The organism is Sphingobium sp. 22B (assembly GCF_001580035.1).
In the GTDB taxonomy this organism is placed as follows: Bacteria; Pseudomonadota; Alphaproteobacteria; order Sphingomonadales; family Sphingomonadaceae; genus Sphingobium; species Sphingobium fuliginis.
In genome coordinates this window covers 547,459-566,561 of sequence record NZ_LTAB01000001.1, presented here as the reverse complement: position 1 = coordinate 566,561, position 19,103 = coordinate 547,459, and the positions used below count along the sequence as shown (strand labels likewise).

Here is a 19,103-nt window from a genome sequence, read left to right as displayed (position 1 = left end):
CCCCTTAAGCGGTTTGCAGCACGCCCCGGAAGATCGGATCCTCCATTGCGCGGCCGGTGCCGATCGCAACGCAGGTCAACGGATCTTCAGCGATGGTGACGGGCAGGCCGGTCTCGTCGCGCAGCTCGTCGTCCAGCCCCTTGAGCAGCGCGCCGCCGCCGGTCAGAACGATGCCCTGGTCGACAATGTCCGCCGCCAGTTCCGGCGCGGTATTCTCCAGCGCGATGCGCACGCCCTCGACAATGGTGCTGATCGGCTCCGCCAGCGCGTCGGCAATCTGGCCCTGGTTGATCGAGATTTCCTTGGGAACCCCGTTCACCAGGTCGCGGCCCTTGATATGGATCGTCTCGCCCACGCCGTCTTCGGGCGGTTGGGCGACGCCGAACTGTTTCTTGATCCGCTCGGCGGTCGCTTCACCGATGAGCAGATTATGATGACGGCGCACGAAGGAGACGATCGCCTCGTCCATCTTGTCGCCGCCGACGCGAACCGAAGTGGTGTAGGCCAGACCGCGCAGCGACAGCACCGCGACCTCGGTCGTGCCGCCGCCGATGTCGACCACCATCGAACCGATGGGCTCCGTCACCGGCATGTCGGCGCCGATGGCGGCCGCCATGGGTTCCTCGATCAGGAAGACCTGGGATGCGCCCGCATTGCTCGCCGCATCGCGAATCGCGCGGCGCTCGACGCTGGTCGAACCCGAAGGCACGCAGATCACGATCTCCGGGAAGCGCCACGGCCGCGACTTGCCGCCGTGCACCTTGGTGATGAAATGCTTGATCATCTGCTCCGCCACGTCGATGTCCGCGATCACGCCGTCCCGCAGCGGACGGATCGCCTCGATCGAATCGGGGGTCTTGCCCATCATCAGCTTGGCGTCGTCGCCGACCGCCTTCACCCGCTTCACGCCGTTCAGCGTCTCGACCGCCACCACGGACGGTTCGTTGAGCACGATGCCGCGCCCCCGCACATAGACCACGGTGTTGGCCGTGCCGAGGTCGATGGCCATGTCCTGGGAGGAGAGTTTGAAGAGACGCGAGAAGATCGACATGCCTGTTCCTGTTCAGCCCGCATGCCCCGGCGAAGCGAACCGGGACAGTCGGAAAGTTCGCCCCACGTTCCACCCGCCCCCTGGATGTCAATTTTTATAAGGCTTGTGTCTCGCGGAAAGCGCTCGCTTGGGCTAGTCACTAATCAATGTCAATACGCCGTCTGCCCGAACATCTGGTCAATCGCATCGCCGCGGGCGAAGTGGTCGAAAGGCCCGCCAGCGCGCTCAAGGAAATCGTGGAAAATGCGCTGGATGCCGGATCTCTCCGGATCGCCATCCGCATCTCCAATGGCGGGCTCGACCGGATGGAGGTGAGCGACGACGGCTGCGGCATGACCCGGGATGATATGGCGCTGGCGCTGGAGCGCCACGCCACGTCCAAACTGCCCGACGACGCCATCGAAAATGTCGCTACGCTGGGTTTCCGGGGCGAAGCGCTGCCCTCCATCGCCAGCGTCGCGCGTCTTTCCATCGACAGCCGGCCGCAGGGGCAGGACGGTTGGAACCGAACCGTCGACAATGGCGTGGTGGTGAGCGAAGGCCCCGCCGCGCTGCCCCCCGGCACGCGCGTCACGGTCGAACAGCTTTTCGCCCGCGTCCCCGCCCGTCGCAAGTTCCTGCGCTCCGCCAAGGCGGAATATGCCGCCTGCCTCGATGTCATCCGTCGCCTTGCCATGGCGCATCCGTCCGTGGCCTTCAGCATGGAGCATGACGGTCGGCGCGTGCTGGGCGTGCAGGCGGGGGAGGCGCGGGAGGATCGCGTCGCCGCGCTCACCGACCGGGCGCTGGCCGACAATCATGTCATCGTGGCGCTGGAAAGAGAGGGGGTGCGCCTGTCGGGCGTGGCCTCGCTGCCGACCTATAATCGGGGGGTGGGCGATCATCAGTTCCTGTTCGTGAACGGCCGTCCGGTGCGCGACCGGCTGCTGGTCGGGGCGGTGAGGGGCGCCTATGCAGACATGCTGGCGCGGGATCGGCATCCTGTGGTGGCGCTGTTCCTTGACGTTCCGCCGCTGGAGGTGGACGTCAACGTCCATCCCGCCAAGACGGAGGTCCGCTTTCGCGATCCCGCGCTGATCCGGGGCATGATCGTCTCCGGCCTGCGCCGCGCGCTGGATGCGGAGGGTTTCCGCGCTGTCCAGCATGCCGACCCCGCCGGCCTTTCGGCATGGAAGCCCGAACCGGTTTCCCCCACGCCGATCGGCGCCATGCCGATATTCGAAGCCGCCGGCGCGTCCGTTCCGACCTATTCTGTGGCCGAGCGCCGTCCCGGCTTCCTGACGCCCCCGCCGCAGGCCCGCGCCGAACCTGCCGCCGCACCCGCGCCTGAAGGAACCAGCTTTCCGCTGGGCGTCGCCCGTGGGCAGGTCGCCCGCACCTATATCGTCGCGGAAGCAGAGGATGGGCTGGTCATCGTCGACCAGCATGCCGCGCATGAACGGCTGACCCTCGAACGCATGCGCCGCGCCATGGAAGGGCAGGGGGTCGCCGCCCAAACGCTGTTGCTGCCCGAAGTGGTCGAACTGGACGAGCCCGCCTGCGACCGGCTGGAGGCGCGGATCGAGGAACTGAAGGAATTCGGGCTGGAACTGGAGCGCTTCGGTCCCGCCGCCATGCTGGTGCGCGCAACGCCTGCGATGCTGGGGCAGGGGGATGTGCAGGGACTGGTGTCCGATCTGGCCGACGATCTCGCCGCCTATGACAGTGCGCTCTCCCTGAAGGAACGGTTGGATCTGGTGGCCGCCACCATGGCGTGCCATGGCTCCGTCCGCGCCGGACGGGTGCTGAGCGTCACGGAGATGAACGCCCTGCTCCGCGAGATGGAGATCACCCCCCGCAGCGGCCAATGCAATCATGGCCGCCCGACCTGGGTGAAGCTGGGCCATGGCGACATAGAAAAGCTGTTCGGGAGGAAATAGGATGACGGGGATCGACCATTCAGCGCAATGCGCGCGCGCGATAAATCCGGTCCGGACGCCATCCCATCGCCTGTGAAGGAAGCACCGATGAAGCGGCTTCTCCTCCTTCTTGCCTTCGCCCCGCTACACGCCCAAGCCGCAGCTGATCCCTGCGCCGGTGCGCCATCCCTGCCCGAACCCTGGACAAGCTGGACCCAGAGCGGCGCCGCGACCGCGGGCGCGACGGCATCCACCGCGCCGCGCATCATCCTGGGCAAGCCCGTCGTCGCAGAGTTGCGACCCGGTCCGCAGGTTCAGTTCATCGTCCCGCCCGGCAAGGTCCTTCCGAAAAGCCATGCCGGCCTCTTCACCCTGGCCGTGAAGGATGCGGCGCGCATCGGCATCGCTCTGTCGGAAGGGGCCTGGGTGGACGCCGCCACCGGCACGACCGCGCTGACCTCCGTCGCCCATGAGCATGGGCCGGCCTGTTCCGGTATCCGCAAGATCCTGTGGTTCGACCTGTCGCCGGGCCTTCACACCATCCAGATCGCCAGCGCCTTAAAGCCGTCGATCCGCATCATGGCCGCCGACGCCCGCGCCAACCAGCCCCGTTGACTCAAGTCGGGCGCGTCCGGAACATGGCGATGGGCTTCATCGACAGCACCGGCTCGTCGCGTTGGTTGAAGAGCGTGATGTGGGTCTTCACGATCCCCATTTCGGGGCGGCTGCGCGACGCCTTGACCTCTATCACCTCGGAAACGCCGCGCAGCGTGTCGCCCGGACGAACCGGCTGCAACCAGCGCAGTTCATCCACGCCCATCGCACCCAGGCTCGCGGCCTGAATGCCCGGATTGCGCTGCCATTCCGCCACCATCATCTTCATCGACAGAGCCGTGGTATGCCACCCGCTGGAGGCCAGGCTGCCGAAATGCGTGCCTGCCGCAGCCTCGTCGGACAGATGGAAGGGCTGAGGGTCGAATTCGCTGGCAAAGGCGACAATCTCCTCCCGGCTGATGGTGAGCGGACCGAATTCGTTCCTGTCACCTACCTGCACATCTTCGAAATAGACGATCTCGCTCATGCCCGTTTCCTTCCGCAACGGGTGAAGGAGTAGTTTCCGTTTACGCGAACGTCAATGCCTGACAAGGCCTGCCAATGTGGCGGAATTGCCGTCGCCCGGGCGGGGCGCGATTCCCAGCAGCCTTGCCAGCAGCGGATAGACGTCGACATTGTCGAAACCCGAAGGCGGCGTGAACCCTCTGTCGAAAGCCGGGCCATTGGCAATGAACAGGGCCTGCATTTCCGGCGCCTGATTGTCCCAGCCATGATCGCCGCCGACGAACGGTTTGACGGGACCGCTCGGCTGTATCATCCAGCCGGTTTCGGCAAGGCAGAAATAAGGCGGGATGCGCGGATGCGCGCCATAATGGAAACGCGCTGGGATCGCGCTTTTCCGCCAGCATTGCATATGCGCATGGGGCTTCAGCAGGTCCGTTTCCAGCGCCGCTTCATGACCCGGTTGCGCAGCCAGGCTGGCATAAGGTCCGCTTTCGACGATGCGGTAGTCAGCCGGGTCCGCCACCTTGTCCAGCGCGACCACCCGCTCGCTCGATTTCTGCGCCATGCCATGGTCGGACAGGATCAAGAGATTGGCCGGCTGGCCCATGGCCTTCAGCCCGTCGACCAGCATGCCGATCTCGCCATCGACCTCCGTCGCCGCCTGCGTCGTCTCGGCCGCTTCCGGTCCGGCTGCATGGCCCGCCGTGTCCACCGCATCGAAATAGAGCGTCAGGAAGCGCGGGCGGATCGCCGCCGGCCGCCGCAACAGGTCCAGCACGCCGTTCACCCGCTGCGTCCCCGAAATCTCCTGGTTGAACTGTGCCCAGTCGCCCGGCCGGGTGCCGCCGCTGATCCTGTGCGGCCACTCCGCCGCTTCAGTCCCGCCCCAGGCCACGTTCGATCCGGGCCAGAACAATGTCCCCGTCCGTACGCCGGCCTTCTCCGCCGTCACCCAGATCGGCTCGGCCCCGTTCCACCAGAAGGGATCGTCGGTCGCCATGGTGAAGGTCTCACCGGGGCGCGCCGCATCCTCCATCCTGTTCGCGACGATGCCGCTGCGGTCGGGACGCTGGCCGGTCACTATGGCCCAATGATTGGGGAAGGTCTTGGTGGGGAAAGAGGGGCGCATCGCCGCCTCGACCCCGCTCGCGGCCAGCGTGGACAAATGCGGCGTTACGCCTCGTTTCAGATAATCCGGGCGAAAGCCGTCGATGGATATCAATATCGTGACCGGTTCCCGCCGCTCGGCCAGTGCGGAACTGGACACCGGCCGCTCGTCCGGTCGCGCGCAGCCGCCGAGCACCTGAAGAAGGAAAAGGCCGGCGAAGGAAAAGCGGCGGAAAAACATGCCCCTGCCTTAGCAGAAGGACCATGACGGTAAAGTGACGAGCGCCCTATGCCCCGTTCACATAGGGCATCATCGCCATCCAGGCGTTCCGCTTCGCCTCCCGCGACATGCTGGCGAAAGCGCCGCTGGAGGAGGGGAGGTCGATCAGAGCCAGTCCCGGCCGCGCACCGATCTGGCGCCGCCCATGCAGCGCGGCGGTCTTGCCGTTGAAGGCCACAGCCTCCAGCGCGGGAAGCCGATCCACGAAGGCCGACAGGTCGCGCAACTCCGCGCCCCGGATCGCGCTGTCCAGGCTGCCCTCCCGATCGGCGCTTTCGATCACGTCCCAAAGGCCCACTGCCCTTGCCTTCAGCCGCTTCAACCGCATCGCATAGGGCTGGCTGCGCAGATCCTCGCCCAGCACATCGCCCATCAGCGCCCAGAAGGCGTTGCCGCGATGCGCATAATATTCGCCCTGCCTGATCGATACGTCACCCGGCAGGCTGCCCAGGATCAGCAGCCGCGTCGCTTCGTCTACGCTGGGGGGAAAGGCCGCCTTGCGTCGCGCAGCCATCTGTCCCGGACGCAGCATCGGCCCTCAGACGTTGAACCGGAACAGCATGATGTCGCCATCCTGCGTCACATATTCCTTGCCTTCGGAACGCCACTTGCCCGCTTCCTTGGCCCCGGCCTCGCCATTATACTGGACGTAATCCGCATAGGCCATGGTTTCCGCCCGGATGAAGCCCTTTTCGAAATCGGTATGGATCGCCCCTGCCGCCTGGGGCGCCTTCGATCCCTTGGCCACTGTCCAGGCGCGCGCCTCCTTCGGTCCAACGGTGAAGAAGGTGATGAGGCCAAGCAGTTCATAACCGGCGCGGATGATGCGGGCGAGGCCGGCTTCCTCCAGCCCCAGAGCCTCCAGATATTCAGCCCGTTCCTCGACCGGCATGGTGATGAGTTCGGCTTCGATCGCGGCCGAGACGATCACCGCCTTCGCACCTTCCGCCGCCGCCTTTTCGAACACGCGGGCCGAATGGGCGTTGCCTTGCGCCGCGCTTTCTTCCTCGACATTGCAGACGTAGAGGACAGGCTTGGCCGTCAGCAGTTGCGCCTGGCGGAAGATGCGTTCCTCTTCATCGTCGCCCGGCCGGGTCAGCCGCGCCGGCTTGCCCTCGCGCAGCAGGTCCAGCGCCTTGCCCAGCACGGACGCCGCGGCCTTCGCCTCCTTGTCGCCCTGCGCCGCCTTCTTGGCGAAGTTCGGCACGCGCTTTTCAAGGGATTCGAGGTCCGCCAGCATCAACTCGGTCTCGACCGTCTCGGCGTCGGCAATGGGGTCCACCTTGCCCTCGACATGGGTGATGTCGTCATCCTCGAAGCAGCGCAGCACATGGACGATGGCGTCCACCTCGCGGATGTTCGCCAGGAACTGGTTGCCCAGGCCTTCGCCCTTGGACGCGCCGCGCACCAGCCCTGCAATGTCGACGAAGGCAAGCTGCGTCTCGATGATCTTGGCCGAACCGCTGATCTTCGCGATCGTCTGCAGGCGCTGGTCGGGCACGGCGACCTGCCCGACATTGGGCTCGATCGTGCAGAAGGGATAGTTCGCCGCCTGCGCCGCCTGCGTCTCCGTCAGCGCATTGAACAGGGTGGACTTGCCCACATTGGGAAGCCCGACGATACCGCAACGAAAACCCATGATACTGCCTTCACGTCAAATCCGATGGCCGCGCCGATAGCGCTTTCCCGGCGGCTTGGCCAGAGACCGTGCGGTCTCAATGACGGAAGAAGAGCGTGACGGAAGCGACATGGTTCACGCGCGCATTGCCGCCGCGCCGGTCGATCCACTGGTTGAGATAGCCGATCTCGGCCGTCGATGCGCCGCCCAGCCCGATCTCGGCCCCGATGAAGCTGCGCAACTGATCGAACCCACCCTTCGCGCCCCAGCCGGTGCTGTTGAGCGCCACGAAGCCCTCGCCATAGACGAGAGCGCTCACCGCCTTGCTGCCCAGCGGCTTTTCGTAGCGCAGCATCTCCCGCAGTCGCCAGCCCATGTCGTCGCCGTCGGAACGCCAGCGCTGCTCCAGCCGGGTCCGCGACGAAAGCTCGCCGCCCCAGGGCTTGCCGATGGTCCAGTTGACCTGCTGGAAGCTTCGCTCCTCATTGACGTCGCGCCCATTGTCGACCGGCAGCACGACATGGGCATAGCCCTGATAGACAGTCACGCGGTGGGACAGTTTCCAGCCCAGGCCACCGCGCAGGATGGTCTGATCGACCCCTGAAACGCCATCCCCGAAGCGTGGCTGAATCTCCGCGAAATAGACGAGATCGCCGGAGATCGGGCCCATGGCGGTGAGGTTCAGCCAGAATTGCTCATCCTCCGCCGTCCGGGCCCGGGCAGGGGCGGCCATGGCGATCAGCGCGCAGGAGAGGGCAGGCAACAGGCGACGCATCACGTCCTCGCAAAAAAAAAGCGCCGCTCTTGATGATGCTGCTCCTGTGGAGGCAGGAGTCCAGTTCAGACGGTTATTCGTCTTCCAAATGGCCGGACTGGGCTACTGCCTTCGCAGAAGCACGAAGAGCGTCGGTCGATTGCCCGCCCTTTAGCGTGCCCTCATTTCCGGTCCATTTCCCCATGGTAAGCTTTGGCGACTGTCCTCAGGTAATCACGCTCGGCCGCTCCATCCCGGTAAAGCCCGAAATGTCGGCAATTTCCTGCGCCGCCTTCACCAGCGGTGCGAGCGCCTCGCTCGTCTCCAGCGCCAGATCGCCATCCGCGCCCACATAGCGCTCGATATAGACGCGCAGGGTCGCGCCTTCCGTGCCCGTCCCCGAAAGCCGGAACACCACCCGAGAACCATCCTCGAACAGCACGCGCACGCCCTGGTTCCGGCTGACGGACTGGTCGGTCGGATCGCTATAGGCGAAATCGTCGGCGCTTTGCACCGTGCCGCCGCTGTTTGTCGTGCCCGGCAGCGCCTCCAGTCGGTCCCGCAACGCCGCCATCAGCGCATCGGCCCTGTCCTTGGCAATCGCTTCATAATCATGCCGCGCATAATAGTTGCGGCCATAGGTCGCCCAATGTTCGGCCATGATCTGCGCCACGCTTTGCCGCCGGACGGCCAGGATGTTCAGCCACAGCAGCACCGCCCAGATGCCGTCCTTTTCCCGCACATGGTCGGACCCGGTGCCGGCGCTTTCCTCCCCGCAGATGGTTGCCATGCCGGCATCCAGCAGATTGCCGAAGAATTTCCATCCCGTCGGCGTTTCGTAGAGCGGAATGCCCAGCTTTTCCGCCACGCGATCGGCCGCGCCGCTGGTCGGCATCGAGCGCGCAATGCCCTTGAGGCCCGCCGCATAGCCTGGCACCAGATGCGCATTGGCCGCCAGCACGGCGAGCGAATCCGAAGGGGTGACGTAACAATGTCGCCCGATGATCAGGTTGCGGTCGCCATCGCCATCCGAAGCGGCGCCGAAATCCGGCGCGTCCGGCGCCATCATCCGGTCGTATAGTTCCCTGGCGTGAACCAGATTGGGATCGGGGTGATGATGGCCGAAGTCGGTCAGGGGGGTGGCGTTGCGCACGGTGCCCGCAGGCGCGCCCAGCCGCTTTTCGAAAATCTCGACGGCATAGGGGCCCGTCACCGCGCTCATCGAATCGAAGGAAAGGGTGAAGCCGTCCGCGATCATCGCCCGGATCGCGGTAAAGTCGAACAGCTTCTCCATCAGTTCGGCATAGCCCGCGACCGGATCGACCACCTCGACGGTCATGTCGCCCAGGGGCGTGCTGCCCAACGTGTCGATGTCGACATCGTTCGCCTCGAAAATGCGATAGCTGTCGATGGCCAGGGTTCGCGCATGAATGGCGTCGGTCACCTTCTCCGGCGCCGGGCCGCCGTTCGAGACATTATATTTGATCCCGAAATCCTCGTCCGGCCCGCCCGGATTGTGGCTGGCGGACAGAACCAGTCCGCCAAAGGCCCCCGACGACCGGATCAGATGCGAGGCCGCCGGAGTGGAGAGAATTCCGCCCCGCCCCACCAGAACACGGCCGAAACCATTGGCCGCCGCCATCTTCAAAACGGTCTGGATAACCTCCCGATTGAGGTAGCGGCCATCGCCGCCGACCACCAGCGTCTGGTCCTCGAACCCTTCAAGGCTGTCGAAGACCGACTGGACGAAATTTTCGGCATAATGGGGCTGCTGGAAGACCCGCACCTTCTGGCGCAGGCCGGACGTGCCCGGCTTCTGGTCGTCGAAAGGCTGCGTCGCGAAGGTCTGTATCACCCGGATCCCCTTGGTCAGTGGAAAGTCAGGCCTACTCTATGGCGTGGGACTGCGACAGTCCGCAATCCACCCTGGCCATTTCACCGTGAGGGCAGGGCGGACGGACGCGCAATTCGCCCGTCTCAGTCCGCCAGCCGCAGCGCCACCTCATTCATGAACCGCGCATCCTCTCCCTTGGCGAGCCACTCCGCCTCCGCCCCGATCGCGCCCAGCATGTCGGCCAGCGCGTCCATCTCGCTCTTGTGATAATTGCCCAACACATAGCCGTGCACCCGGTCCTTGTGCCCCGGATGGCCGATGCCGATCCTCACCCGGCGAAACTCCGCCCCTATATGCGCATCGGTCGAACGCAGGCCGTTATGTCCCGCATTGCCGCCGCTGCGCTTCACCTTGACCTTCATGGGCGCAAGGTCCAGTTCGTCGTGAAAGACCGTCACATCCTGCGGCGTCAGCTTGTAGAAGCGCATGGCTTCCCCAACCGAGCGTCCGCTTTCGTTCATGAAGGTTGCCGGTTTCAGCAGGACGATCTTCTCAGGACCGATGCGTCCTTCCTGCACCCAGCCCTGGAACTGCTTCTTCGGCGGAGAGAAGCGATGCATGTCCGCGATCAGGTCGACCGCCATGAAACCGACATTATGCCGGTTCATCGCATATTGGGTTCCGGGATTGCCCAGGCCCACCCAGATCTGCATCGCGTCGATACTCCCGATAAGACAAACCCCCGTTCGTCCTGAACCTGTCGATCGGCCTCACTTCTTCGAAAAGAGCGGGGCTTCGACAAGCTCAGCCCGAACGGGGGTTGAGCGAACCGATAAAACGGTCAGCCAGACTAGGGGCTTATTCGCCCTGAGCCGGCGTCTCATTGTCGCCTTCGGCGCTCTTCAGAGCCGAGGGGGCAACGATGGTCGCGACGGTGAAGTCGGTTTCGTCATGGGCAGCCTTGGCGCCCTTGGGCAGCTTCACGGCGCCGATGTGGATCGACTCACCGACATCCAGGCCGGTCAGGTCGACGACGACATCGTCCGGAATCTCAGCCGCATCGACGATCAGTTCGATCTCGTGCGCGACGATGTTGAGCACGCCGCCCTTCTTGAGGCCGGGCGAAGCGTCTTCATTGCTGAAGACAACCGGCACGTTGACGTGGACGGTGGCATGTTCCGAAACGCGCAGGAAGTCGGCGTGCAGCGGACGGTCGGTCACGGGGTGGAAAGCCACATCCTTGGCGAGGGTGCGGACCTTCTTGCCGCCCACTTCGACGAAGACGACCGAATTGAAGAAATGGCCGGTGCCGAGCAGCTTGTTGAGAAGCTTTTCCTCGACATGGATCGACTGCGGTTCTTCATTGTTACCATAGATGACGGCGGGTACGCGGCCCTCACGGCGGAGAGCGCGGGAGGCTCCCTTGCCTGCCCGATCGCGTGCCTCTGCCGACAGCGTAAGCTGCTCGCTCATTGCGTGTCTCCAAAAGCAAATTGATGTAGGTGCCCGCCACGCCTCCAGGGATGACCATGTCGGGACCGCGGCCCAATAGCAGAAAGGCGCTGGAAAGCAAGGGCCGGGAAGCGGGATGGGTGCTACTGCATCCGCGTCACCCTGTATCCACCGGCCCGAAGCAGGTCGACCAGATTGTCCTTGCCCGCCAGATGTCCCGCGCCCACCGCAATGAAGGGCCGCCCCTTGAGCGTCTCCATGGACTTCACCCAGTCACGGTTCCGGTCCACCAGCACCGCCTGTTCCACCACTGGATCGGGCGTCTCGCCCAACCTGCCGTCCCGCGCAAGGGTGGCGAGATCGCCCCTGATCCAGGCGTTGAGAATATGGTCGTAAAGCCGCCGCATCTCCTTCGCCTCGCGCACCGTATCGACCAGCAGCCGCCGCTGCGCATCCGGGGGGAGCGTATCGAACGCCCGAAACTGCCGCTCCACGGTCTCCAGCCCGCTTATGGGCTTGCCCGCCTTTCCGAATATCGCGATCAGCGCGGGTTCGACGCCATGATCCTGGCTGACATGCAGGGCCTGTTGCGCCGCCGCCGACAGCAGCATCGCCGCCGCCCAATCTTCATAAGCGGAGAGAGTTTGCGTATTGGTGCCGCCATTCTGGACGATCTCCTCCAGCGCCGCCTTGTCTCCCGCCGGAACGCGCGTCTCCAGCAGGGGCAGCCCAGGACTGCGCCCCATCCTCTCGAACTGCGCCAAAGTGCCCGCCTGATCCTGTATCCCGGCCGATTCCAGCACCAGCCTGTCCGCTCGTCCGATCGCCTCCCCGATCGGCCCGGTCCGCCATTCCACGCCGCCCGGCAATATATGGATGGTGCCGAACAGCCAGCCGTCGACGCCCTTGCCCTCCACCCGCCAGAGCGCGGGCCCTCCACCGGGCGGCGGGGCAGGGGGATTCTCCCCGCAAGCGGCAATCAGGCATAGGACGGCCAGCCCCAGCCAGCGCGCCAGAAGGCCGATCATCCTATTGTTTCACCCGTGCCGACGCGATGCCCAGCGCCGCCAACTGGTCCTGCACGCTGCCCTTGCCCGCCAGATGCCCGGCGCCGACGGCAATGAACAGCGTGCCCGGCTGGTCGAGCCGCTGCTTGATCCATTTCGCCCAGTTGGCGTTGCGCTGGATCAGCAGCACCTGGGCCAGTTCCGGCGTCGCCTCCAGCGATTCGTTCATCTCCGCCGCCAGCTTGTCCGGCTCCCCGCCCTGCCAGTGCGCGACGAGGCTGGCGAACTCCCGGTCCATGTCCGGCAGGCCTTCTATGGTCGCGGTCAGGAAGTTCACCTGCTGCTCCATCGGCAGGCCGGCGAAATAGCCGAGCTGCTGTTCCACCGTCTCCAGCGCGCCGACCTTCTTGCCCGAAGCCCTGGCCGCCGCCGTCAGCACCTTCTCCGCGCCCAGGTCCGACTTGTAGCCCAGCGCTTCCAGGGGCTTCACCGACAGCGCCATGCCTGCCATCCAGGGATTGAACATCTCGAAGGCCTGCCAGGGAAGCCCGTTCGTGCTCATCGCCGCCTGATATTTGGCGCGGTCGTCCGCGCCCAGGCGGTCCGACAGCTTCACGCCGTCCCGCGCAAGCGCCGCGCCCGCCATGGTGGACGCCAGCCCATTGGGATCTTCCGGCTCGACGATCTCCAGCACCAGCTCGTCCGACCGATCGAAGGCCGATCTGACCCCGCCCTTGAACCAGTCGACCCCCGGCTTCATCACATGGACGGTGCCGAACAGATAGATGGTGGTGTCGGCGTCCTTCACCTCCCACAGGGCCGGCGTCACATAGGCGGAGCGCGTCGCCGAACCGCGGGCGGCGGCGGGCTGTTCCAGCGCGCATCCGCCAAGCAGCATCATGGCGGGGGCCAGCCAGCGGAAAGAGGGCCATCTCATCTGAATTGCGGGTCCGTTTCCTTAAGGGTTTTCCCTTCCATGCGGGCCACCGGCCGCCAGAGCAAGCGGATTTACGGTTAAGCCCGCCCTCTTTCCCTTGACCCTGCGCCCTCGCTGCGCCAAGGCGCGCCGCAATCGATCCGTCATTTTCTTAAAGCCGTGATTTCTGGGGACCACCGGTGGCGACAAGTAAAGCGCTTTCCTTTCAGGACCTGATCCTGACCCTGCATGCCTATTGGGGACGGCAGGGCTGCGTGATCCTGCAGCCCTATGACATGGAAGTGGGCGCGGGCACCTTCCACCCCGCGACGACGCTGCGCAGTCTTGGCCCCAATGCCTGGAACGCCGCTTATGTCCAGCCCAGCCGCCGTCCGACCGATGGCCGCTATGGCGAGAACCCGAACCGTCTCCAGCATTATTATCAATATCAGGTCATCATGAAGCCCAGCCCGGCAAACCTCCAGGAACTTTATCTGGGTTCGCTGGAGGAGATCGGCATCGATCCGCTGGTCCACGACATCCGCTTCGTCGAGGACGATTGGGAAAGCCCGACGCTGGGCGCCTGGGGGCTTGGCTGGGAAGTGTGGTGCGACGGGATGGAAGTCACCCAGTTCACTTATTTCCAGCAGATGGGCGGTTTCGACTGCAAGCCGGTCGCGGGTGAGCTGACCTATGGCCTGGAGCGCCTCGCCATGTACATCCAGGGCGTCGACAGCGTGTATGACCTGAAGTTCAACGATGCGGGCGTCACCTATGGCGAAGTGTTTCTGGAAAATGAGCGGCAGATGTCGAAATGGAATTTCGAGATAGCCGATACCGAAAAGCTGTTCCGCTGGTTCAGGGATGCTGAGGCGGAGTGCAAGGCTTCGCTGGAGGCAGGCGTTCCGCTCGCCGCCTATGATCAGGCGATCAAGGCGAGCCACGTCTTCAACCTGCTGCAAGCGCGTGGCGTCATCTCGGTGCAGGAACGCGCCAGCTATATCGGCCGCGTTCGCGACCTCGCCAAGGGCGCCTGCGAAAAGTGGATGGAAGTGAACGGGTGGGCCGCATGAAGGACTCGATTATTTCCGCCATGCCCACCAAAGCCGGGATTTCGGACCCGGCGGCGTCCCACTTGCGGCGCGGCGCGCCCAACCTGGAGGAAGCCGCATGACTGATTTCCTCCTCGAACTGCGCTGCGAGGAAATCCCCGCGCGCATGCAGATCAAGGCATCGGAAGACCTTGCCCGCCTCTTCACCGAGGAACTGGCAAGGTCCGGCCTGCAGCCCGAAAGCATCGACAGCTTCGTCACCCCCCGCCGCCTGGCCCTGATAGCCCGCAACCTGCCGTTGGAAACCGCCGCTGTCAGCGAAGAATTCAAGGGGCCCCGCACCTCGGCGCCCGCGCAGGCGCTGGAGGGCTTCCTTCGCAAGACCGGACTGACCCAGGATCAGCTTGAGGATCGTGACGGCGTCTGGTTCGCCACGGTCAACAAGCCCGGCCGCGCCACTGCCGAGGTTCTGGCCGAAGCCGTCCCTGCCATTATACGCAGCTTCCCCTGGCCCAAGTCGATGCGCTGGGGCCCCGCGTCGCAGACTACGGAAAGCCTGCGCTGGGTCCGCCCGCTGCAAGGCATCGTCGCGATCCTGGGCGAAGATCTGGTCGACATCGAAATCGAAGGCATCCGCAGCGGCTACGCAACGCTGGGGCACCGCTTCCACCATCCGGGCGAGATCACCATCGGCGGCGCGCATGACTATGCCGAAAAGCTGCGCGCATGCCATGTGATCGCCAGCCACCAGGAACGCCAGTCGATCATCGAGGCAAGGGCTGCCGAAGCCGCGGCAGCCCGCGGCTACGCGGTGATCGAGGACAAGGGCCTCATCGCGGAGAATGCGGGGCTGACAGAGTGGCCGGTCCCGCTCTTGGGCGATTTCGACCCGGCCTTCCTTGAGGTGCCGCCTGAAGTCATTCAGCTAACCCTACGCATCAACCAGAAATATTTCGTCCTGCGCGACGCGAACGGCAAGCTGGCCCCCGCCTTCATCTGCACCGCCAATATCGAGGCGAAGGATGGCGGCGCGGCGATCGTGGCGGGCAACCGCAAGGTTCTCGCCGCCCGCCTGTCGGATGCCCGCTTCTTCTGGGAGCAGGATCGCAGGACGAAGCTGGGGGATCACGCAAAGAAGCTGGAACGCATCACCTTCCACGAAAAGCTCGGCACCGTGGCCGATAAGGTGGAGCGTGTCGCAAAGCTGGCGCGCCGGCTGGTGGAAGAAGGCATCGCCGCCCCTGCGAAGGCGGGGGCCCATCCCCAGACCTCTCACCCGGACGCAACATCGGCGATGGATTCCCGCCTGCGTGGGAATGACGAAGGGAAAAAGGCGCTGGCGGACTTGGCCGAACAGGCTGCCCGTCTCGCCAAGGCCGACCTCGTCACCGAAATGGTAGGCGAGTTCCCCGAACTTCAAGGCATCATGGGCGGCTACTATGCCCGGGCCGAAGGCCTGCCCGATGGCGTAGCAGATGCCATCCGCGACCATTACAAGCCGGTCGGGCAGGGAGATGAAGTCCCGACCGCGCCGCTGACCGTGGCTGTATCGCTGGCCGACAAACTGGATACGCTCCGCTCCTTCTTCGGCATCGATGAGAAGCCTACCGGCTCGCGCGATCCCTTCGCCCTCCGCAGGGCAGCGCTGGGCGTCATCCAGATCGTCACCGCCAATAATTTGCGTCTGTCCGTGGCGGAGGGTGAATTGCTCGACTTCTTCGCGGACCGTCTGAAGGTCCAGCAGCGTGAAGCCGGCGTCCGCCATGACCTGATCGACGCCATATTCGCATTGGGCGGCGAAGACGATCTGGTCCGTCTGCTAGCCCGCGTGAAGGCGCTCCAGTCCTTCATCGCCACGGACGACGGCGCCAACCTCCTCGCCGGCTACAAGCGTGCGGCAAACATCCTCAAGAAGGAAGGCGCCGAAACAGCCGGGCAGGTCGAACTCTCCCATGCCCCCGAACAGGCGGAGGCGGATCTGATCGCCGCGCTGGACGCCGCGGAGCCTCGCGCTGACGCCTCTCTGGCGGCGGAAGATTTCGAAGGGGCCATGGCAGCACTTGCAACATTGCGGGCGCCGATCGACGCCTTTTTCGAAACCGTCACCGTCAACGATGCCGATCCGGCGAAACGTTCCGCTCGCCTCGCGCTACTTGCGCGGGTGCGGAACGCCGTCCACGCGGTGGCCGACTTCTCGAAAATTACGGGCTAATACCAAAACATACCCGCACAAGCGGGAAAATCAGTGGAATCGGAGAGCAATCGTCGTAAAAGCGGGTGCGTTTGTCGCCCGCCTGTTGTTTAAGTTTTGTTGCATCGCACAAATACACGGCAATCAGTGCAGGAGAGCCGCGATTATGTTGACAATGGAAGAGGCCAGCATGAGCACGACCGCAACCCGTTATGTTTATCGTTTCGGCGGCGGCGTCGATGATGGCGGCAAAGGGGACAAGAATCTTCTCGGCGGCAAGGGTGCGAATCTGGACGGCATGGCTGCGATCGGCCTGCCGGTGCCCCCGGGCTTCACCATCACCACGGAGATGTGCACCCGCTATTATCAGGACGGCGGGGTCTATCCTGAAAGCCTGAAAGCGGAAGTCGCCAACGGCATCGCCCATATCGAGGGCATCACCGGCAAGAAGTTCGGTGACAAGGCCGACCCGCTGCTGGTTTCTGTTCGTTCCGGCGCGCGTATCTCGATGCCCGGCATGATGGACACGGTCTTGAACCTCGGCCTCAACGACGAAACCGTGCTGGGTCTGGCTGCCGCTTCCGGCGACGAACGTTTCGCCTGGGACAGCTATCGCCGTTTCATCCAGATGTATTCGGACGTGGTGCTGGAACTCGACCATGGCGCGTTCGAGGAAGCGCTGGAAGTCGCCAAGGAAGACCAGGGCTACACGCTCGACACGGAAATGACCGCCGACGACTGGAAGGCGCTCGTCACCGAATATAAGGGCCTTGTTTCAAAACTTTGGAACAAGCCCTTCCCGCAGGATGTGAACGACCAGCTCTGGGGCGCGATCAGCGCCGTCTTCGGCAGCTGGCAGGCTGACCGCGCCAAGGTCTATCGCCGCCTGAACTCGATTCCCCATGATTGGGGCACGGCCGTCAACGTGCAGGCAATGGTGTTCGGCAATATGGGCGATACTTCCGCCACCGGCGTCGCTTTCACCCGCGACCCGGCGACCGGCGAGAATGCCTATTATGGCGAATATCTGATCAATGCGCAGGGCGAGGATGTGGTGGCGGGCATTCGCACGCCGCAGTATCTTACCAGGCAGGCGCGCGAGCGGGCAGGGGCCAAGCCGCTGTCGATGGAAGAGGCGATGCCGGAAACCTATGCCGAACTGGCGCGGGTGTTCCAGATCCTCGAAACCCATTATCGCGACATGCAGGACATCGAGTTCACGGTGCAGCAGGGCAAGCTCTGGATGCTCCAGACCCGTTCGGGCAAGCGCACCGCCAAGGCCGCGCTCAAGATCGCGGTCGACATGGCGAATGAGGGCCTGATCACCGAGGAAGAAGCCGTCGCCCGCGTCGATCCCGCCGCGCTCGACCAGCTTCTGCATCCGACGCTCGATCCCAAGGCGCCGCGCGATGTGCTGACCAAGGGCCTGCCCGCCTCTCCGGGCGCGGCTTCGGGCGCCATCGTGTTCGACGCCGACACTGCGGAGCGCCGCAACGAACTGGGCGATTCGGTGATCCTCGTTCGTGTGGAAACCTCTCCGGAGGACATTCACGGCATGCATGCGGCCAAGGGCATCCTGACCGCGCGCGGCGGCATGACCAGCCACGCGGCCGTGGTGGCGCGCGGCATGGGCCGTCCCTGCGTTTCCGGCGCGGGCAGCCTATCGATCGACAATGCCGCCAAGACGCTGCGCATCGAAGGCCGCACCCTCAAGGAAGGCGACATTCTCACCATCGACGGTTCGACCGGCGAGGTGATGGCGGGCGAAGTGCCGACCGTGCAGCCGGAACTGGCGGGTGACTTCGGCACGCTGATGGGCTGGGCCGACAAGGTCCGCCGCCTCAAGGTCCGGGCCAATGCCGAAACGCCGCTGGATTGCCAGACCGCCCGCGATTTCGGTGCTGAAGGCGTGGGCCTCTGCCGTACCGAGCATATGTTCTTCGACGCGGCCCGCATCACCGCCGTGCGCGAGATGATCCTCGCGGACACGGAAAAGGGCCGCCGCATCGCGCTCGACAAGCTGCTGCCGGAGCAGCGCGACGACTTCGCGCAGATCTTCATGGTGATGGCGGGCCTGCCCGTCACCATCCGCCTGCTCGATCCGCCGCTGCACGAATTCCTGCCGCATGGCGAAGCGGAGTTCGAGGAAGTGGCCAAGGCTGCGGGCGTCGGCGTGGAAGCATTGAAGCGCCGCGCTGCCGAACTGCACGAATTCAACCCGATGCTCGGCCATCGCGGTTGCCGTCTGGGCGTCACCTATCCTGAAATCTACGAGATGCAGGCCCGCGCCATCTTCGAAGCCGCGCTGATCATCAAGCAGCGCAGCGGCGAGGCGCCGATCCCCGAAATCATGATCCCGCTCGTTGCGACGAAGAAAGAGCTGGAACTGATGAAGGCGATCGTCGACAGCGTAGCCAAACAGGTTTTCGAGGAGCAGGGCGCCAGCGTCGACTATCTGGTCGGCACGATGATCGAACTGCCGCGCGCCGCGCTGAAGGCAGGCGAGATCGCGGAAGTGGGCGAATTCTTCTCCTTCGGCACCAACGACCTGACGCAGACCACCATCGGCATCAGTCGCGACGATGCCGGCCGCTTCCTGACGCAATATGTGGACAAGGGCATCTTCGCCCGCGACCCGTTCGTCAGCATCGACGTGGAAGGCGTCGGCGAACTGATCGAACTGGCCGCCGAACGCGGTCGAGCGACCCGCGAGGGCATCAAGCTCGGCATTTGCGGGGAACATGGCGGCGACCCGGCCTCCATCGCCTTCTGCGAGAAGACCGGCCTCGATTATGTGTCGGCCTCACCCTATCGCGTGCCGATCGCGCGACTGGCGGCGGCTCAGGCGGCGCTGGCGAACCGGAAATGACAGGAAGGGGGCGGG

Annotated in this window: 16 protein-coding genes; 5 read left to right on the top strand and 11 right to left on the bottom strand. The window is 64.7% G+C overall.

Annotated elements, in window-relative coordinates; translation table 11 throughout:
• Window positions 1-4: 4 nt before the first annotated feature.
• A complete protein-coding gene (locus tag A0J57_RS02590; RefSeq protein ID WP_007685698.1) occupies window positions 5-1,051 on the bottom strand; it encodes a rod shape-determining protein in 1,047 nt (348 codons plus the stop codon).
• A gap of 146 nt (window positions 1,052-1,197) precedes the next feature.
• Here A0J57_RS02590 and mutL point away from each other — a divergent pair, with 146 nt between their 5' ends.
• Window positions 1,198-2,970, top strand: a complete 1,773-nt coding sequence (gene mutL, locus A0J57_RS02585) for a DNA mismatch repair endonuclease MutL (RefSeq protein ID WP_061937773.1) — start codon at window positions 1,198-1,200, stop codon at window positions 2,968-2,970.
• A gap of 87 nt (window positions 2,971-3,057) precedes the next feature.
• Window positions 3,058-3,564 carry a hypothetical protein gene (locus A0J57_RS02580; RefSeq protein WP_061937770.1) on the top strand — a complete coding sequence of 169 codons (507 nt, stop codon included), beginning with the start codon at window positions 3,058-3,060 and terminating at the stop codon, window positions 3,562-3,564.
• A 1-nt stretch (window position 3,565) separates the two neighbouring features.
• Here A0J57_RS02580 and A0J57_RS02575 read toward each other — a convergent pair whose 3' ends face one another.
• From A0J57_RS02575 to A0J57_RS02530, 10 genes are all read right to left on the bottom strand, one after another.
• On the bottom strand, window positions 3,566-4,030 hold the full coding sequence (locus A0J57_RS02575; protein WP_025550153.1) for a MaoC family dehydratase: 465 nt from the start codon (window positions 4,028-4,030) through the stop codon (window positions 3,566-3,568).
• 51 nt (window positions 4,031-4,081) lie between these two features.
• Entirely contained in the window at window positions 4,082-5,356 is a 1,275-nt protein-coding gene (locus A0J57_RS02570; protein ID WP_061937767.1) for an ectonucleotide pyrophosphatase/phosphodiesterase, read from the bottom strand.
• Window positions 5,357-5,402: 46 nt separating this feature from the next.
• Window positions 5,403-5,927 (bottom strand): DNA-deoxyinosine glycosylase, encoded by a 525-nt coding sequence (locus tag A0J57_RS02565; protein ID WP_061937763.1) that lies wholly within the window; start codon window positions 5,925-5,927, stop codon window positions 5,403-5,405.
• 6 nt (window positions 5,928-5,933) lie between these two features.
• Window positions 5,934-7,034 (bottom strand): redox-regulated ATPase YchF, encoded by a 1,101-nt coding sequence (ychF, locus tag A0J57_RS02560; RefSeq protein ID WP_061937760.1) that lies wholly within the window; start codon window positions 7,032-7,034, stop codon window positions 5,934-5,936.
• Window positions 7,035-7,110: 76 nt separating this feature from the next.
• A complete protein-coding gene (locus tag A0J57_RS02555; RefSeq protein ID WP_061937757.1) occupies window positions 7,111-7,788 on the bottom strand; it encodes a DUF2490 domain-containing protein in 678 nt (225 codons plus the stop codon).
• A 205-nt stretch (window positions 7,789-7,993) separates the two neighbouring features.
• Window positions 7,994-9,622: an alpha-D-glucose phosphate-specific phosphoglucomutase gene (locus A0J57_RS02550; protein ID WP_061937754.1), complete on the bottom strand. Its 1,629-nt coding sequence runs from the start codon at window positions 9,620-9,622 to the stop codon at window positions 7,994-7,996.
• A gap of 122 nt (window positions 9,623-9,744) precedes the next feature.
• Window positions 9,745-10,314 carry an aminoacyl-tRNA hydrolase gene (pth, locus tag A0J57_RS02545; protein ID WP_061937751.1) on the bottom strand — a complete coding sequence of 190 codons (570 nt, stop codon included), beginning with the start codon at window positions 10,312-10,314 and terminating at the stop codon, window positions 9,745-9,747.
• Window positions 10,315-10,459: 145 nt separating this feature from the next.
• The gene (locus A0J57_RS02540; RefSeq protein WP_025550158.1) at window positions 10,460-11,074 is read right to left on the bottom strand and encodes a 50S ribosomal protein L25/general stress protein Ctc; all 615 of its coding nucleotides are present in this window, start codon (window positions 11,072-11,074) and stop codon (window positions 10,460-10,462) included.
• A 122-nt stretch (window positions 11,075-11,196) separates the two neighbouring features.
• Window positions 11,197-12,081, bottom strand: coding sequence for a TraB/GumN family protein (locus tag A0J57_RS02535; protein ID WP_061937748.1), 885 nt, complete (start codon window positions 12,079-12,081; stop codon window positions 11,197-11,199).
• Between the two features lies 1 nt (window position 12,082).
• The gene (locus tag A0J57_RS02530; RefSeq protein WP_061937745.1) at window positions 12,083-12,997 is read right to left on the bottom strand and encodes a TraB/GumN family protein; all 915 of its coding nucleotides are present in this window, start codon (window positions 12,995-12,997) and stop codon (window positions 12,083-12,085) included.
• Window positions 12,998-13,176: 179 nt separating this feature from the next.
• On the opposite strand from A0J57_RS02530, the gene A0J57_RS02525 reads away from it, so the two are divergent.
• The 3 genes from A0J57_RS02525 to ppdK all read left to right on the top strand — a co-directional run bounded on the left by A0J57_RS02525 (window position 13,177) and on the right by ppdK (window position 19,088).
• Window positions 13,177-14,049, top strand: coding sequence for a glycine--tRNA ligase subunit alpha (locus A0J57_RS02525; protein ID WP_061937741.1), 873 nt, complete (start codon window positions 13,177-13,179; stop codon window positions 14,047-14,049).
• A 97-nt stretch (window positions 14,050-14,146) separates the two neighbouring features.
• Window positions 14,147-16,240 carry a glycine--tRNA ligase subunit beta gene (glyS, locus tag A0J57_RS02520; protein WP_061937738.1) on the top strand — a complete coding sequence of 698 codons (2,094 nt, stop codon included), beginning with the start codon at window positions 14,147-14,149 and terminating at the stop codon, window positions 16,238-16,240.
• Between the two features lie 145 nt (window positions 16,241-16,385).
• Window positions 16,386-19,088 (top strand): pyruvate, phosphate dikinase, encoded by a 2,703-nt coding sequence (ppdK, locus tag A0J57_RS02515; protein ID WP_044662403.1) that lies wholly within the window; start codon window positions 16,386-16,388, stop codon window positions 19,086-19,088.
• Window positions 19,089-19,103 lie beyond the last annotated feature (15 nt).